The following is a 17,730-nucleotide window of genomic DNA, read 5'->3' as shown; positions in this document are numbered from 1 at the left end:
TTTGGCTTCACAACGTTGGCGGCAAAGGCACGACGCGCCAAGACGTGCCGTCAAACCAGGAGCCGGACCGGCCGCCGTTGGGGCCGGTCCGGACACGTGCCTTTAGTTGGAGTAGGCCCTGACGATGGCAGCGCCCTGCTCGCCGGCTTCAGCTTCCCATTCACCAACCATGGTTTCGCCAATGGCTTCCATTTCAGCCTGCAACGTGGCGGAGGGTGCGGAAACGGTGATGCCGTTTTCGGCAAGGATCGCAGTCTGGGATTCCGTCTCGGCTTTCGAGGCTTCCCAGCCGCGTGTTTCGGCCTCTGCGGCAGCTTCCAGAACGGCGGCCTGCTCGGCTTCGCTCAACCCGTCAAAAGCGCTCTGGTTGACGATCACCATGTTCTTCGGAAGCCAGGCCTGGGTATCGTAGTAATGGGTCAGGAAGTCCCAAGCCTTGGAGTTCGCACCGGTCGAGGGCGATGTGATCATGGCGTCCACACGTCCGGTCGAGAATGCGGTCGGGATATCGGATACCTCGATTTGTGTCGGCACGGCACCGGCCAGCTGGGCGAGGCGCTCCGTCGCGGTGTTGTAGGCGCGGAACTTCAGGCCCTTCATGTCATCCAGGCTGTTGATCTCTTTTTTCGCATAGATCCCCTGCGGCGGCCACGGCACGGTGTAAAGGAGTTTCAAGCCTTGCTCCGCCAGCTTTTCCTCCACAGCCGGCTTCGACGCCTGATAGAGCTTCCAGGCCGCGTCATAGGAATTGGCCATGAAGGGCACCGAGTCGACGGCAAAGACCGGATCTTCGTTGGAAAGGCGCGAGATCAGAACCTCCCCGATCGGCGCAAGACCGCGGCGCACCGCGTTCTTGATTTCGGGGTGCTTCACCAGCGAGCCCGCGGTGTGGAGCTGAATGGTCAGGCTGCCGTCGGTCTTGGCCGCCACATCTTCCGCAAATTGCGCAATATTCTGGGTGTGGAAATTGCTATCCCCGTAAGGGGTCGGCATATCCCACTTGGTTTGTGCGGATGCGACAGTGGCACTGGCCAGACCGAAAGCAGCGGCCGCGATCAGGCGCGCACCGGCTTTCGGAATACGGTTGGAAAACGACATGACTTCTCTCCTCGTGGAACGGGGCATTCTGGCCCTCATTGCTGACCACCCGCCAGAAGCAGCGCGAGTTCTCCGCCACACCTGACACCGGCCTTTTTTCACGCTAGACCGGTTTTGGGATAACATCAATAATTTATCGACAAATTCTCATCATGTATTCATCGAACCTTCCACCGGCGATCCCCGAGGCGCTCCCGGATCCGGCTGGAAGGCAAACGTGGCCCCCCAAAGGCGTCCGGGACCCCGCGCCATATCGGCACGGGCAATTTTCTTCATTGACATTTTATCGATAAAATGTCGACATCAGAACCACGAAGGCTGGCGTGAACGGGCCGTCTCATCTGGATCCGGCCAGGCACCGCCGCCCAAAACCGAAAGAGGGAGTTTTCGATGACAGGCAAATGGGATTTCTGGATCGACCGCGGCGGCACATTCACAGACATTGTCGGCCGTGCGCCGGACGGCTCCGTCCATCCCCATAAAGTCTTGTCGGAAAACCCGGAAGCCTACCGGGACGCGGCCATCCAGGGCATTCGCGAACTGCTGGGCATAGAACCCGGCGGCCGGATCCCGGCAGAACAGATCAACACGGTCAAGATGGGCACGACGGTCGCCACCAATGCGTTGCTGGAACGCAAGGGCGAGCGCACCGCGCTCTTCATCACGACCGGGTTCCGCGACGCGCTGGAAATCGGCTATCAGGCGCGACCGGACATCTTCGCCAAGGAAATCATCAAGCCGGAACTGCTCTACGAAAAAGTCTACGAGATCACGGAACGGGTTCGCGCCGACGGCACGCTGGAACTGGGGCTCGACGAAGAGGACGCCCGGGTCCAGATGCAGGCCGCATATGACGCCGGCATCCGGTCCATCGCGATTGTTCTGATGCATGCTTATGCATACCCGGCCCATGAGCAGGCGCTGAAGGCGATCGCACGGGAGACCGGCTTTCCGCAGATCTCCGTGTCGCATGAGACATCGCCTTTGATGAAACTGGTGGGGCGCGGCGATACGACCGTGGTCGACGCTTATCTCTCTCCGATCCTGCGCCGCTATGTGAACCAAGTGCAGGAAGAACTGGGCGAAGGCCCGCGCCTGATGTTCATGCAGTCGTCCGGCGGCCTGACTGCGGCCGACCTGTTTCAGGGCAAGGATGCAATCCTGTCCGGCCCGGCCGGCGGTGTGGTTGGCGCCGTGCAGACCTCCCGCATGGCGGGCTTCGAAAAGATCATCGGCTTCGACATGGGCGGCACATCGACCGACGTGTGCCACTATGACGGCGATTACGAACGCGCCTTCGAGACCGAAGTCGCCGGCGTGCGCATGCGCGCGCCGATGATGATGATCCACACGGTGGCCGCGGGCGGCGGGTCGATCCTGCACTACAAGGACGGCCGGTTTCAGGTCGGGCCGGACAGCGCGGGGGCCAATCCGGGCCCGGCTTGCTACCGCCGCGGCGGTCCCCTGACGGTGACCGATGCCAATCTCATGACCGGCAAACTCGTCCCGGAGTTCTTTCCAAGGATATTCGGCCCCGGCCGCAACGAGCCGCTCGACGAGACTGTGGTTCATGAGAAGTTTGCACAGATGGCCGGACAGATCGGGGACGGCCGCACGGCGGAAGACGTCGCCGACGGTTTCCTGAAAATCGCCGTCGAGAACATGGCGAACGCCATCAAGAAAATCTCCGTCCAGCGCGGTTACGACGTGACCGACTACGCCCTGACGTGCTTTGGCGGCGCGGGCGGCCAGGCCGGCTGCCGGGTGGCGGATACGCTGGGCATGAAGACCGTCATCCTGCATCCTTTTTCCGGAATTCTGTCGGCCTATGGCATGGGTCTCGCCGACATCCGCGCCGACCGTCAGATGGCCGTGGTCAAGACACTGACCGATGACCTCTTGCCCGATCTTCTTGCCTTGCGGGACGAACTCGCCGCCCAGACCGAGGCCGAGCTTGAAAAACAGAATATCCCTGCGGACAAGCGCCAGACCCGCGCATCGGCCCATCTGCGCTATGACGGCACCGACACCCCGCTGCCCGTCGACCTCGCCGGCGTGGCCGAGATGCGGGCCGCATTTGAACAGGCGCACCGCAAACAGTTCGGCTTTGCCTACGAGAACAAGCCGGTGGTTATCGAAGCGCTGGAGGTCGAAACCGCCGGTGGCGGTGCCGGCCTTACGGAACCGGACCTGTCTCCCACCAGCGACACGCCGCAGCCGGTCAAGACCGTCCGCATATTCTCGGAGGGCGCGCATCACGATGCGGGCGTGTACACCCGGGACCGGCTCAAGCCGGGCATGAAGGTCATGGGCCCCGCACTTATCATCGAGCCGCATGCGACCATCGTGGTGGAGGACGGCTGGCAGGCCGGAATCAATGTCAAGGACCATGTGATCCTCAACCGGGTTGTCGCGCTGAAGCGCGACGACGCCATCGGCACCCACGCCGATCCGGTCATGCTGGAAGTGTTCAACAACCTGTTCATGTCGATCGCCGAACAAATGGGCGTGACGCTGCAAAACACGGCCTATTCGGTCAACATCAAGGAGCGCCTGGATTTTTCCTGCGCGGTTTTCGATGCCGATGGCGCATTGGTGGCCAACGCGCCGCACATGCCGGTTCACCTTGGCTCGATGGACCGGTCCGTCGAAACGGTGATCAAGCTCAACGAGGGCAAGATCAAGCCGGGCGACGTCTTTGCCCTGAACGCGCCGTATAATGGCGGCACGCACCTGCCCGACATCACGGTCGTCTCGCCCGTGTTCTCCGACGACCAGAGCGAGATCCTGTTCTGGGCGGCGTCCCGGGGCCACCACGCCGATGTCGGCGGCTCGGCGCCCGGCTCGATGACGCCGCGCGCGACCAATGTGAACGAGGAAGGCGTACTCTTCGACAATTTCAAGCTCGTCGACCAGGGCCGGTTCTGCGAGGCGGAACTGATCGAGGTGTTGACCAACCATCCGTTCCCGGCCCGCAACCCGCACCAAAACGTCGCCGACCTGTCCGCCCAGATCGCGGCCAACGAGAAGGGCATTCAGGAACTGCGCAAGATGGTCAGCCACTTCGGTCTGGACGTGGTGCAAGCCTATATGCGCCACGTTCAGGACAACGCTGAAGAAAGCGTGCGCCGTGTGATCTCCGCCTTGACGGACAGCGAATACGAATATCCGACCGACCAGGGCTCGGTGATCAAGGTGAAGATCACGGTCGACAAGGACAAACGGGAGGCAACCGTCGATTTCACCGGAACATCCGGCGTGAAACCGAACAACTTCAACGCGCCGGAGCCTGTCACACGCGCAGCCGTCCTCTATTGTTTCCGGGTGATGGTTGACGACAACATCCCGATGAATTCCGGATGCCTGAAACCGATCAACATCGTTCTGCCCGAGGACTGCATGCTGCGTCCGTCCTATCCGGCAGCCGTCGTCGCCGGAAATGTGGAAACCTCCCAGCATGTGACCAACGCCCTGTTCGCCGCGCTCGGCGCCATGGCGAACAGCCAAGGGTCGATGAACAATCTGACATTCGGCAATGACACCTATCAGTACTACGAGACGATCTGCTCCGGCTCGCCGGCCGGGCCGGGTTTCGACGGTACCGACGGGGTGCATGTTCACATGACCAATTCCCGTCTGACGGACCCGGAGGTGCTTGAATTCCGTTTTCCCGTCCTCCTGGAAGACTTTCACATCCGCAAAGGGTCCGGCGGCAAGGGCAAGTGGTCAGCCGGCGACGGAACCAAGCGGACGCTGCGTTTCCTGGAAAGAATGGACTGCGCGATCCTCGGCTCGCACCGCACCATTCGGCCGAAGGGTCTGGCTGGCGGCGGAGATGGCGAGGTCGGCCGCACGGAAGTCCGCCGTCTGGATGGCTCGATAAAGGTTCTGGAAGGCTGCGACCAGACCGTTCTGGAACCGGGCGAAGCGGTCACGGTGATCACACCGACGGCAGGCGGCTGGGGCAAAGCGTAAAGATCACCTAACGTTCAGCAATCGAGGGCGGGGATCATCCCCGCCCTTTTTCTTGGTTCTGCAGCTGCAGCAGCTGGAGTGACGCGCCGGGATGCAGCAGCCCCAGAAACTCTCCGAATTCGCCACAAAGACCTGCTCTGTCCGTTGGCAATTCATGCGGAAATTCCTACATCACACGCAATCGGCCGAACCGGCCTGAACGAGGAGAGAAAAATGCCTGCTGCCGCCCGCCGTCTGCGCAAGACGACAGCTTTTTTGGTCGTTGCCATTGCAGCGATGTTTGCCGCAACGGAGTACGCCGAGGCCCGCAGAGGCGGGATGGGCGGTTTCGGCAGCCGAGGCAGCAAGACCTACTCCGCGCCGCCCACGACTCAAACCGCCCCGGAAAGGGCAGCGCCGGTTCAGCGGTCCATGACACCGCAGCCCGCGCAGACACAGCGCGCCGCCCCGGGCGCTGCCGGACAAACGGCAAATGCGCAGCGCCCCGGCCTCTTCGGTGGCTTCGGCGGCGCCTTGCTGGGCGGCTTGATGCTCGGTGGTCTCGTTGGAATGCTGTTCGGCGGCGGGCTTGGTGGTTTCGCCGGGTTCCTTGGCCTGATCCTTCAAGTCGGCCTCATCTTGTTGCTGGTCAGCCTCGCGATGCGCTTTTTCCGGTCCCGGCAACAACCGGCAACAGCTGGCCCCAACCCGTTTGAAAGATCGCCTCACCACCCCGAGCCGAACCGGAGCGCGCCTCAGGCAACGCCGTTCAGCTTTGGCGGCGCAGGATCTCGCGGGTCTGGGTCTGGCGGATCAGCTTCCCGGACGTTTGCCCAGCCGGCGCCCCAGCCCTATGAGGCAACCGCAGAGGACCTCGACAGGTTTGAGGTCATGCTGGCAGAAGTTCAGGATGCCTACAGCCGCGAAGACTATGCTGCGCTGCGCCAGCTGGCGACCCCGGAAGCCATGTCGTATCTGGCCGAAGAGCTGGGCGAGCTTGCGTCTGCGGGCAAAAAGAACGTCGTTTCGGATGTCAAACTGCTGCAGGGCGATGTTGCCGAAGCCTGGCATGAGGATGGCAAGGACTATGTCACTGTCGCCATGCGCTACAGCGCGGTCGATTACATCGCCAAACGCGACAGCGGCGAAGCGCTTTCGGGCGACCCGGACGGACCGGCCGAGAGCACGGAAGTGTGGACATTCGTGCGCAGCGCCGGAGGGGAATGGCTGCTGTCTGCGATCCAGGGCACCGAATAACAAGAACACTGCACCGGCATGCCCCGATGGAGCCGGTGAACGGGCAGCCAACACAGGACATCAGAGGGCGGGTTTCCGCCCTCCGTTTTTTTCCGGATACGCGCACCGCGAGCCGATGCCTACCTTGTGGCGGTATCGGTCCACACGGGAGACTATGGGCGATGATCGAGCTGATTTCCGGAACACCCGAGGGAACCTTGGAGTTCAAGATCACCGGCAAGGTGACGAATGAGGACTATGACAGCGTTCTGACGCCGGCGATAGAAAAGGCCCTTCAGGAGCACGAGCGGATCAAGGTTCTGGTCCAGGTTGGCCCCGGATTTGAAGGATACACGCTGGATGCAGCTTGGGATGACACCAAGCTCGGCATGCGGCACTGGAAAGGGTTCGAGCGGGCTGCCCTCGTCACCGACGTGGGCTGGATCAAGACCTCGATCAAGGCCTTTTCCTTCGCCCTCCCCTATCCGGTCCAGACCTTCGATCTTGAAGACCATGACGAGGCTCGGCGCTGGCTGTCTGAATCCCTCGGGACCATCCGGATCCGCGATGATGGCGACCGGGTGGTGCATGTCAGCCTGATCGGCCAGATCGATGCGGAGGCCTATGACAGCGCGGATGACGAACTGGAAGATCTGATTGAAAAATACGGCCGGATTCGGCTGTTGCTCGATCTGCGCGAGTTCGATGGCTGGCAGGGGCTTGACGCGCTCGCCAGCCATTTGTCGCTTGTCCGCGAACACCGCAAGGCCCCGGAAAAGGTTGCTGTGGTGGGCGACGCGGCGTGGATGGATCTCGCCCGCCGCGTGTTTTCCGTGTTTACCGGCGCCGAGAGCCGCTTTTTCGCCGGCGATCAGTTCGACGACCCGGAGGCCTGGATCCGGGCATGACTTTCAGCCCGCACCCGGTGCGCCGGGGTCACAGGCCAGCACACCTTCCAAGGCACTGAGCGGCGCGCCAGTCAGACCCGTGCCGCTCGCGCGCGCTTGGCCAGGCCAACCAGGGCTTCGCGCAGCTTGGCCGGTTCCGTCAACCGGTCCTCGAACCAAATACGCGTTGTCAGATCGCCCGCGATCAGATCCATGCCGTCCGGATCAAGTGTCGCGAGTTTCCAACCGGCCTCCGGCGCGCCGGCGAGGACTTCGGCGTAGAGCTTGATTGCGTCCTGATGATCCTCGTTCATGTGGGAAACGGCCCCCGCTTCCCAATCGGCCAGTGCCGCGCAATCGGACCAACCAAGCTGCAAATCGGCGCTCTCCAGCTCGAACGCCTTGCCGAAACCGCCATTGAGGCTGGCCCGTTGGATCTCGAGGCGAAAGAACGCGAAATCGCCAAAATCCACATAAAGTTCGGCCTTCGGGTGCCGGGCAAGATACCGGCGGCGCAATCGCTGATGGGTGTCGGCGGTGCGGTCGATGCGGCTGGCATGGGCGAACACCGTGATGCGCGGATGGGCGAGCGGGTCGCCCTTGCCCGGCTCCCCGCACAACAGGGAACACCGGTTGTCCGCCAGAATGGCGGATGTATGGCCGGACAAGGTTGAGGTCAGGATGACCGGCGCTCCGTCCAGGTCCGTGGCAAGCGCCACCCGGCTGGCCAAAGGATGACCGGTTTGCGGCTCCAGCGCGGCCAGCGCACCGAACCGCGCCGAACGCACCAGCCCGCGACCCATGCGGCGGGCGTCATCGTCCGTCTCACGGAGAACATCCTTCTTCGGGCGCTCCGCCCCGGTTTGTTCCGTTACTCCGGTTTGTTCCACCATGGAAAACTCCTTTTTCGGCGCGTCCTGAGTTGGAGACTCTCCCTCTCCTCGAAATAGCGCTTTGCGGTTCGCTTTGGAATGGCGGTGCCGTTTCTGAACCGGAGATGAACGAGGATCTCAGAATGAGTTCAGCGCACATCGCGCATGGTCGTGTCATCGGATCGAACCACCCCGGGACCCAAGGGCGAAATCCTGCCAGCGGCCCGGGCGCAGATGGAGTTGAGAGCATGACAATCGCAAAACGCGTTCTCGCCGTTGCCCTGACAGGAATGCTTCTGTTGCCAACGGCCGGAGCTGCCGAGGCCGGCCACAAAAAGGGCTGGCACGGGCCGGGCCATCACCACAGCTACAAGAAGCACCATCACCGCAAACACCGGAAGAACAACGACGCGGTCGGCGCGGCCGTGGCCGCTGGCATCATCGGGCTGGCGGCGGGCGCAATCATTCTTGGCACCACGAGCCGCCCAAGCCATGCCGCGCCGCCTCCGGCACACTACTATCCCCCCGCACCGCCCCCGGGGCCGGTCTATGGCCCTATTCATGGCCCCATTCATGGCCCCATTCATGGCCCTGTGCACGGACCCGCCTACGCGCCAGTCGGATATCTGCCTTGGAGCCCTGCCTGGTACCGGTATTGCTCCACCAAATACCGCTCCTTCAATCCGCAGACCGGGACCTACACGACGTATCGCGGCGAGCAGAAATTCTGCCAGTAAGCCCTTCCCGGGCCGTGACGGGCAAACACCGGAGCGAGCAAGCAGCGTCTGCGCGGCGGCACAGTCTTCGCGCAGGCGCCGCGCCAAGCGGACAGCCTCACTGACAGATCCGATACCCGCAATCGGGACCCCGGCAGACCGTATCGAGGTGGAAATGGGCCTTGTGGTTGTCATCGGCCGCCGGGCCCAACACCGTCGTGAACCGCTCGCAGGCCGCCTTGTGCGCGGCGGCCAGGAACCGGCCGGCATCTGTCGCCGCCCCCCAATCCTCCTCAACCGAAATGGCAAGGCCGTCGGCGAACTCGAAAGCCGTCACATCCAAGGCCCGGCCACGCGCGTGTTCAGACAGTTTGGCCGCCGGATCGTTGTTGCGATGACGGCATACATATCCCGGTCCCGTCACGAGACGCACCAAAGGACTTCCTGTCAGGCGAACCGACAAAGGCCCAATATCCTTCCGCAGCCAGTCCGTGACCGCTTGCGCGGCCGGACAATCGAGGCTCGGTTCGCCGGACAGGGTGATGCGTTGGGTACCGAGGATGGCATGCTTCAGCCGGACCGGCCGCTCCACCCCGCAGCCCCCCTTCCCCTTGATGGGCGGGCCGGGTTCGACGTCCGCATTCTGTATCCGGCAGATCCCGCCGGCCTCCGTTTCCCCGCTGGACTGGTGCGCCAACGCCGGCTTGCGCTCGGGCGGAGCGGACACCCGCAGAGGTTTGGCGGGCGGAAGATCAACGCCGGGCGAGAATGGCCGCAGACCGGCATCCGCCAACGGCTTTGCCTCCGGGGCCGGGATTTCGGCCATGGAACCGCCTGGCCATGCCACCAGGAAAGCAAGAAACAGTGCAAGCGATCGGATCATCGGTTCCATATTCCGCGCCGGGTGGGCCGGCAGATGGTGCCACGTTCCTCCTTTACAAAAGGCGGCGGCTTTGGGCTTGATCAAAGGCGAGAGCCGCCGCAAAGGAAGGAACCATGACGATCGAACTCTATTCCGCCTACATTGTGGCAACCTTGATCCTTTTGGCCATTCCGGGTCCGACGATCCTGCTGGTGATCAGCTATGCCCTCAGCCATGGCCGCAAGGCCACGGTCGCCAGCGTGTTGGGTGTCGGGCTGGGCGATGCGGTGGCGGCGACGCTGTCTTTGTTGGGCTTGGGCGCGATCCTGGCCACTTCGGCCAGCCTGTTCGCAGTGCTGAAATGGGTTGGGGCCGCCTATCTGTTTTGGCTCGGCCTCAAGATGTGGCGCAGCGCACCCGCGGCGCTCGGGCAAACCGGCGTTCCCGACATAGCGCCGCGAAAGATATTTGCCCACGCGTTCCTGGTGACGGCGTTCAACCCGAAGGGCATCGTTTTCTTGATGGCGTTTCTTCCCCACTTCGTTTCGCCAAGCGCGGCTGTCGCGCCGCAGCTTGTGCTGCTCGGAGCCACATTTGTGGTTTTGGGGATCGCCAATGCCGCCATTTACGCCTTGGCGGCGTCGGAAATCGGAAGCCGGCTGCGCAGTCCCTCTTTGCTCAGCCTGGTTCAGAAAATTGGCGGGGGGTTCCTCATGTCGGCAGCCGTCATGACGGCCGCGATGCGCCGGGCATCCACCTGACCTTCATCCAGACACCGGCCCTTCACACAGACCGTGCGCCATGCCCTAACGATGGACGGCGAACGGGACCGGTTTCTTCCCGTCCTTCTTGGTTTCGTCCTCGCGCTTGGGCATGTGCTGTTCGATTGAAGCTCGGATCGCTCCGAGCGACTTTTGCGCCGAACTGTCCGTCAGCGCGCTGTAGCGCTGCAAAGCGGCGTTGAGTTCCAGACCGCCCATACGCAAATGCTTGGCCCGCATTGTGAGAATGTGCTTGTAGGCCGACTGCGTGACGCCATTGGCCTTGCAGATGATCGACAGCGCCTTGTCGCTTTCCGTATAGACGAGGCGAGAGACGCCAGCGGCGGGGAGGTTGCTGACCTTGGCAAGGAGAATGCCGAGTTCCGCCGCCCGGTCCGACTTTGCGAAATAGCTGACCGCGTCATCGATCTTGGTCTTTCCCGCAGCCACGTCCTTGATGAGCTGGTTGATCTGGTCACGGGTCTGCTGCGCCCGCTGGGCGCGGGCCGCGACCTCCGCGGCGGCGCGTTCCGCCATGACCTGAACAAGCGCCCCGTCGACGTTCAGTTCCTTGATCCGTTCGGTCAATTCCTTCGACAAGAACGGAACCAGCATCCGCGCCGCTTCTTCCGGCATGTCCGTGCGTTGGACAAGCGCGCTTTGAATGTCCGGGTCCGCCTTGGCCTTGTCGACAAGACGCAAATAGGTGGTGTCGGCAAAATGCGCGCCGGGATTGGCTGTCACCTTGGTCAAAACAGATGAATCACCGCGATCCACGAGAACTTCCGTAACGGCTTCGTCGAGGTTGGACCGCCCGGCGATCGCTGACAAATGATCCATGGACTGTGTCGCGGCCACATCCACCAAGTCTGACATCTTCAGAACCGGGCTGTCCTCGAGTACCGGACGGGCGATTTCGATAGTGTCCTGCGCGAGTTCTTTCATCAGCTTGTGAGGCGCCGAGCGGTGCCGCCCGACCCGTTTCGCCAGAGCCAGCCGGGTTTCGTGTTCCAACTGACCGAGCACATGCATAACGATGTCGCCGAAGATCAGGCTGACCTCTTCGACATGATCGTCATCCGCCGACAAAAACAGATCCGTGACGGCCGCAACCAGACTCTTGCGGCCTGTCGACGTCTTGTCTTTTGCCAGTTCCGCGAGCTTGCTGAGGCTCAGCATTCAAATGTCCAATGCATGCAATTTCCGGAGCTCTGATGCTAGCCGAACCGCGTTAACATAGCGCTACCGGATCCTTCCGAATACCTGATTGAAGGTCATGTATTCTACGACCTGTAGGTGTTTATGTGATGATTTTCTGTCTTTTTACAAAGACCTGTTCTGAAAGCGGCTAAAATCTGAAGCCGGGCCGCAGTTGCGCACAGGTGCAATGCAGCATGTTTTTCTCTTCATTTGCCACCTGATTTACACTAGATTAAAACTTTGTGAAGGTACTCGGGAGGTTCGAGATGACCACAGCACGTAGCCTGAACAAGATCGCAATCATCTTGGCCTTTGGGTTTCTGGCCGGCATAGTTCTCGGCGTCTTCTAACAGGCGCCGGTTTAAATATGGCTCTCGTGGATCACGCAGAGCCTGTTTTTTTGTTCATTCGAAAGGGGCCAAGGGCACGACGTGCCGGTTCGGCAGACGACTTGCCATACGGGCAGACCAGGCCCTGCGCGATCCGGCGAAAACGGCAGCGGCCGGATCAGGCGGGAATCCGCATCACCGGCCGCGCCATCCATATTGCACGCTGGCCTATTGAACGCAGGAACGGGTCTCGACGTCACAACGGCCCTCTGGGCTCAGGCAGCACTTCGCGTCAGATCATGGATTTTGTGGGAAGCAGCATCCTTCCTACCGGTGTCCAGCATCAGCTGATCCGCCGCGACCACGGTGACATCCGTGATGCCCATGAACCCCAAGACGTGTTTCATGTAGGTCGTGGCGAAATCGATCGCGGATTCCGCTTCCGTGCCGCCGGAAGCGACAACCAGATAGGCCTTCTTGCCGTCAAGCAGGCCAACCGGACCATTTTCCGTATAGCGGAAGGTTTCGCGGGCCCGTGCAACCAGATCGACCCAAGCCTTCAGGCTTGCCGGAATCCCGAAATTATAGATCGGGACGCCAATCACCAGGGTGTCGGCGGCGCGCAGTTCGCTCACCAGGGTGTCGGACAGGGCCAGTTTCAATCGCTGATCCGGCGTGCGCTCGGCCGGATCCGTGAAATTGGCGCCGATCCACGCCTCGTCCACCACTGGTAACCCGTGGGCCACATCCCTTTCCAGCACCTTCGCTTGCGGATTTGCGGACAGCAGGCTGGCGACAAGTTCATCGCTCAATTGACGGGTGACGGATCCGGCCTTGCGGGCGGAGGCATCGATTTTGAGAATTCTTGCGGTGTTGCTCATGGGTCTTCTCCAGATCGGGAAAAAGGGCCAATCCGGCCCGTTGTTCATCGATCTGGAAGTTAAAACCGAATTAGCATAAAACTAGATCACAATTAGTGAACACTGAGTTCAGAGCCGGAAGCCGGAGCAGGTATTGTTGCCACCTGCCCCGGCAGCATCTTGACGCTGGACGCCGATTACTCCGCGGCTTCCCGGCGAACCGGATCGTAGTTGAGGATCGGCGCGAGCCAGCGCTCGACGAGCTCGACATCCCAGCCCTTGCGCAGCGCATAATCCTGCACCTGGTCGCGCTCGATCTTGCCCACGCCGAAATAATGGCTGTCCGGATGGCCGAAATAAAGGCCGGAGACGGCCGATCCCGGATACATGGCGAAGCTCTCGGTCAAGCGGATACCTGTGGCGCTTTCCGCGTCCAGCATGCGGAACAAGGTTTCCTTTTCCGTATGATCGGGTTGAGCGGGATAGCCCGGCGCCGGGCGGATGCCGGCGTATTTCTCGGCGATGATGTCTTCGACCGACAGGGCCTCGTCCGCCGCGTAGCCCCAGAGGTCCGTGCGCACGATCTGGTGCAGCTTTTCGGCGAAGGCTTCCGCCAGACGGTCGGCCAGCGCCTGGCTCATGATCTTGTTGTAATCGTCGCCCGCCTTGTCGTAGCGGGCGGCGAGGTCCTCTTCGCCATGGCCCGTCGTGACGGCAAAGCCGCCGATATAGTCCTGATACCCGCTGCCTTCCGGGGCCACGAAATCGCTCATTGCCACATTGGCCCGGCGGCCGTCGGCCCGGTCCATCTGCTGGCGCAGCGTGTGGAAGATGCAGCGTTCGGTTGCCCGTGTGTCGTCTTCAAAGACAACGATGTCATCCCCCCGGCCAGCCGCCGGCCAAAGCGCGGCGACACCGTGGGCGGTCAGGAGTTTTTTCTCCACAATCTCGTCCAGCATCCGCCGCGCATCGTCATAAAGGGCGGTTGCCGCCGGGCCGTAGCGGTTGTCGCGCAGGACGTCCGGATAGCGCCCCTTGATTTCCCAGGTGGCGAAGAACGGCGTCCAGTCAATCATTGGAACAAGCTGCTCAAGCGGAAAATCGCGGAACTCTCTCCGGCCCAGCACCTTTGGCTTGACCGGCGCGTGTGCAGCGAAATCCGGCTTGAACGCATTGGCGCGGGCCGCCTCGATCGTCACACGCTTTGACTGGCCACGGGACGCGGCATGCTTTTCGGCAATGATGGCGTATTTCTCTCGCACCTCGCCATAGTACCGGTCGCGCTGCCCCTCGCTCATCAACCGGGAGGCAACGCCGACAGCGCGCCCGGCATCGGTCACATAAATCGCCTGACCCCGCTCGTAGTTGGGGTGAATCTTGACCGCCGTGTGCACTTCACTTGTGGTCGCCCCGCCGATCAGAAGCGGCACATTCAAACCTTCGCGCTCCAGCTCGGCGGCGACATGGCACATCTCGTCCAGCGACGGCGTGATCAGACCGCTGAGGCCGATGATGTCGACCTTTTCCTGTTTGGCCGTCTCGATGATCTTTGCGGCGGGAACCATCACGCCGAGGTCGATCACCTCGAAATTGTTGCACTGGAGCACGACGCCGACAATGTTCTTGCCGATGTCATGGACGTCGCCCTTCACGGTCGCCATCAGGATCTTGCCGGCATTCGACTTGCCCTCAAGCCCCTGCTCCTGCTTTTCCCTTTCCATATAAGGGAGGAGATAGGCGACCGCCTTCTTCATGACGCGGGCCGATTTCACCACCTGGGGCAAAAACATCTGGCCGGACCCGAACAGATCGCCGACCACGTTCATGCCGTCCATCAGCGGGCCTTCGATGACATGGAGCGGGCGGTCGAAGGATTGGCGCGCCTCTTCCGTATCCTCTTCCACATACTCGGCGATGCCGTTGACCAAGGCATGTTCCAGCCGCTTGGCGACGGGAAGCTCGCGCCAGGACAGGTCCTGTTCCTTCTTCTTGCCGCCCTCGTTCTTCCAGCGCTCTGCGGCCTCTAGCATGTTGTCGGTGGCATCCGGCGTGCGGTTCAGAACAACGTCCTCGCACAGCGCGCGCAGCTCCGGATCGAGCTTGTCGTAGACGGCCAGCTGACCGGCATTGACAATGCCCATATCCATGCCCTTGGCGATGCAGTGATACAGGAACACCGAGTGCATGGCCTCCCGCACGCCCTCATTGCCCCGGAAGGAGAAGGACAGGTTCGAGACGCCGCCGGATACATGGGCGTGGGGCAGATTCTCGCGGATCCAGCCGGTCGCCTCGATGAAATCGACGCCGTAATTATTGTGCTCCTCAATGCCGGTCGCGACCGCGAAGATGTTCGGATCGAAGATGATGTCTTCCGGTGCGAACCCGGCTTTTTCCGTCAACACCTTGTAGGAGCGCTCGCAGATCTCGATCTTGCGCTGGAATGTGTCGGCCTGGCCTTTCTCGTCAAAGGCCATGACAACGACCGCGGCGCCATACCGGCGGATCAGCTTCGCCTGTTTCAGGAACTCTTCTTCACCCTCTTTGAGCGAGATCGAATTCACGACCCCCTTGCCCTGAAGGCATTTGAGTCCGGCCTCGATCACCGTCCATTTGGAACTGTCGACCATCACCGGAACGCGGGCAATGTCCGGTTCGGCGGCGACGAGATTGAGGAACGTGACCATGGCCTCCTCGGAGTCCAGCAATCCCTCGTCCATGTTGACATCGATGATCTGGGCGCCGTTCTCCACCTGGTCGCGCGCGACATCGAGCGCGGTGGCATAGTCGCCTTCCTTGATCAGGCGGCGGAACTTGGCGGAGCCGGTGACGTTGGTCCGCTCACCCACATTCACGAAATTGACTTCCGGCGTCAGGGTGAACGGCTCAAGGCCGGACAAACGCATATGGCGGGAAATCTCGGGGATGACACGTGGCTTGTGGTCCTTGACGGCCTCTGCAATGGCCCGGATATGGGCCGGGGTCGAGCCGCAGCAACCGCCAACGATATTGACCAAGCCGTCCTTTGCGAAGCCTTCGATGAGGCTGGCCATATATTCCGGGCTCTCGTCATATTCCCCAAACTCGTTCGGCAGGCCCGCATTCGGATAGGCGCAGACCAGCGTATCGGCGACCCGGGACAGGTCTGCAAGGTGCGCCCGCATTTCCTTGGCGCCCAGCGCGCAGTTGAGGCCAATCGTCAACGGTTCGGCATGACGCACCGAGTTCCAGAAGCCTTCCGTTGTCTGACCCGACAAAGTGCGGCCCGACAGGTCCGTGATCGTGCCGGAAATCATGACCGGCAACTTGGTTCCGGTTTCCTCGAACACTTCTTCAATGGCGAACAGCGCCGCCTTGGCGTTGAGCGTGTCGAAGATCGTCTCGACCAGAACAATATCGATGCCACCCTCGATCAGACCGCGCACGGCCTGGGCATAGGCCAATCGCAAATCGTCAAAGGACACGGCCCTGAAACCGGGATTGTTCACATCCGGCGAGATCGAGGCGGTGCGGTTGGTCGGGCCGAGGGCACCCGCCACAAAGCGCGGACGGGACGGATCTTTCGCCGCGACCAGATCGCACGCCTCCCGCGCCAGACGGGCGCTTTCCACGTTCAACTCATAGGCCAGCTCCTCCATGCCGTAATCGGCTTGGGCGATTGTGGTCGATGAGAAGGTGTTGGTCTCGACGATATCCGCGCCGGCTTCCAGGTAGTCGACATGGATCCGCCGGATCGCATCCGGCTGGGTGAGGCTCAAGAGATCGTTGTTGCCTTTCAGATCGCTCGGCCAATCCTTGAAGCGATCCGCGCGAAAGTCGGCTTCCTCCAGCTTGAGGAGCTGGATCTCCGTTCCCATGGCCCCATCGAGGACCAGGATTCGATCTTTCGCCAGGGATTGAAGACGGTCGAATGCATCGGACTTGATCACGGAACTTCCTAACTTTCACAATTCGGCCCGAAGGCCTGAAGAAACTCATGCATAGGGCTGGCCCGCGGCAGGAAGCCGGGCCAACACCGGGATGCGGGCTGACACGTCAGCGTCTAAGCCGCCACCTTATCGGGCGCAGCGTTTCCCATTCCCAGCATGTGGCAGATCGCGTAGGTCAGGTCGGCCCGGTTCATCGTATAGAAGTGGAAATCGGACAGCCCCTGATCGACCAGATCCATGACCTGTTCGCAGGCGATCGCCACCCCGACCAGCTTGCGGGTCTCCGGGTCGTTCTGCAGCCCTGCGAACCGGCGGGCGACCCATTCGGGGATCGACGCGCCGCATTTGGCGGAAAAAACCACAGTCTGCTCGAAATTGTGGATCGGCAGGATACCCGGAATGACCGGGATCGTGATGCCCGCCTTCGCCAGCTTCTCTCGGTACTCGGCAAACAGCTCGTTGTCGAAGAAGTATTGCGTGATGATCCGGTCGGCGCCCGCGTCCACCTTGCGCTTCAAGTTGTCGATTTCCATCGACCAATCCCGGCTTTCGGGATGGCGTTCCGGATAACCGCTCACGGCCACGTCGAACGCCCCGATTTTCTTGATGCCGGCAACCAGATCCGATGCATAGGCATACCCCTGGGGGTGCGGCGCATACCGTGCGCCGATGCCTTCGACCGGATCGCCGCGCAAGGCCACGATCCGGCGTACGCCCATGTTCCAGTAGTCCTGGACAATGCCATCGATCTCGGATTTCGTCGCCGCGACGCAGGTCAGATGCGCCGCCGTGTCGAGCCGGGCTTCGTTCAGGATCCGGTCCACCGTCTTGTGGGTGCGCTCACGCGTCGAGCCGCCGGCTCCATAGGTCACGGACACAAAGTCCGGGCGGAGCGGGGCAAGACGCTCGACCGTGGCCCAGAGACTTTCCGCCATCTTTTCGCTTTTCGGCGGAAAAAACTCGAAACTGGCCGTGATCGGGGACGGGGAAGGCTGGCGGGAACGCCGGGCCGAAAAATGAGATGTCATA

12 protein-coding genes are annotated in these 17,730 nt (G+C 61.7%); 5 read left to right on the top strand and 7 right to left on the bottom strand.

Going from position 1 to position 17,730, the window contains the following annotated elements; genetic code table 11:
• Nucleotides 1-102 precede the first annotated feature (102 nt).
• Nucleotides 103-1,098, bottom strand: coding sequence for a TRAP transporter substrate-binding protein (locus F0184_RS02580; protein WP_150494127.1), 996 nt, complete (start codon nt 1,096-1,098; stop codon nt 103-105).
• Nucleotides 1,099-1,488: 390 nt separating this feature from the next.
• Between F0184_RS02580 and F0184_RS02575 the strand changes: the two genes are divergently transcribed.
• The 3 genes from F0184_RS02575 (at nt 1,489) to F0184_RS02565 (ending at nt 7,196) form a co-directional block, all read left to right on the top strand.
• Entirely contained in the window at nt 1,489-5,073 is a 3,585-nt protein-coding gene (locus F0184_RS02575) for a hydantoinase B/oxoprolinase family protein (RefSeq protein WP_150494125.1), read from the top strand.
• Nucleotides 5,074-5,286: 213 nt separating this feature from the next.
• Nucleotides 5,287-6,309: a Tim44 domain-containing protein gene (locus tag F0184_RS02570; RefSeq protein ID WP_150494123.1), complete on the top strand. Its 1,023-nt coding sequence runs from the start codon at nt 5,287-5,289 to the stop codon at nt 6,307-6,309.
• 161 nt (nt 6,310-6,470) lie between these two features.
• Nucleotides 6,471-7,196 carry a SpoIIAA family protein gene (locus F0184_RS02565; RefSeq protein ID WP_150494121.1) on the top strand — a complete coding sequence of 242 codons (726 nt, stop codon included), beginning with the start codon at nt 6,471-6,473 and terminating at the stop codon, nt 7,194-7,196.
• 71 nt (nt 7,197-7,267) lie between these two features.
• Here F0184_RS02565 and F0184_RS02560 read toward each other — a convergent pair whose 3' ends face one another.
• Nucleotides 7,268-8,068, bottom strand: a complete 801-nt coding sequence (locus tag F0184_RS02560) for a HugZ family pyridoxamine 5'-phosphate oxidase (protein ID WP_150494119.1) — start codon at nt 8,066-8,068, stop codon at nt 7,268-7,270.
• Between the two features lie 227 nt (nt 8,069-8,295).
• Here F0184_RS02560 and F0184_RS02555 point away from each other — a divergent pair, with 227 nt between their 5' ends.
• A complete protein-coding gene (locus F0184_RS02555; protein WP_150494117.1) occupies nt 8,296-8,784 on the top strand; it encodes a BA14K family protein in 489 nt (162 codons plus the stop codon).
• A 97-nt stretch (nt 8,785-8,881) separates the two neighbouring features.
• On the opposite strand, the gene F0184_RS02550 is transcribed toward F0184_RS02555, so the two are convergent.
• Entirely contained in the window at nt 8,882-9,589 is a 708-nt protein-coding gene (locus F0184_RS02550) for an extensin-like domain-containing protein (RefSeq protein WP_172971958.1), read from the bottom strand.
• Between the two features lie 170 nt (nt 9,590-9,759).
• On the opposite strand from F0184_RS02550, the gene F0184_RS02545 reads away from it, so the two are divergent.
• Nucleotides 9,760-10,386: a LysE family translocator gene (locus F0184_RS02545; RefSeq protein ID WP_150494113.1), complete on the top strand. Its 627-nt coding sequence runs from the start codon at nt 9,760-9,762 to the stop codon at nt 10,384-10,386.
• Between the two features lie 45 nt (nt 10,387-10,431).
• Here the strand turns inward: F0184_RS02545 and F0184_RS02540 are convergent, their stop codons facing one another.
• The 4 genes from F0184_RS02540 to metF form a co-directional block, all read right to left on the bottom strand.
• Nucleotides 10,432-11,565: a DUF2336 domain-containing protein gene (locus F0184_RS02540; protein WP_150494111.1), complete on the bottom strand. Its 1,134-nt coding sequence runs from the start codon at nt 11,563-11,565 to the stop codon at nt 10,432-10,434.
• A gap of 625 nt (nt 11,566-12,190) precedes the next feature.
• Entirely contained in the window at nt 12,191-12,796 is a 606-nt protein-coding gene (locus F0184_RS02535; protein WP_150494109.1) for an FMN-dependent NADH-azoreductase, read from the bottom strand.
• Between the two features lie 176 nt (nt 12,797-12,972).
• A complete protein-coding gene (gene metH, locus F0184_RS02530; RefSeq protein ID WP_150494107.1) occupies nt 12,973-16,701 on the bottom strand; it encodes a methionine synthase in 3,729 nt (1,242 codons plus the stop codon).
• A 113-nt stretch (nt 16,702-16,814) separates the two neighbouring features.
• The gene (gene metF / locus F0184_RS02525; protein ID WP_150494105.1) at nt 16,815-17,729 is read right to left on the bottom strand and encodes a methylenetetrahydrofolate reductase [NAD(P)H]; all 915 of its coding nucleotides are present in this window, start codon (nt 17,727-17,729) and stop codon (nt 16,815-16,817) included.
• Nucleotide 17,730 lies beyond the last annotated feature (1 nt).

The sequence above is a fragment of the Roseibium aquae genome, assembly GCF_008711285.1.
Lineage (GTDB): Bacteria > Pseudomonadota > Alphaproteobacteria > Rhizobiales > Stappiaceae > Roseibium > Roseibium aquae.
This window is presented reverse-complemented; position numbering and strand designations above follow the sequence as displayed.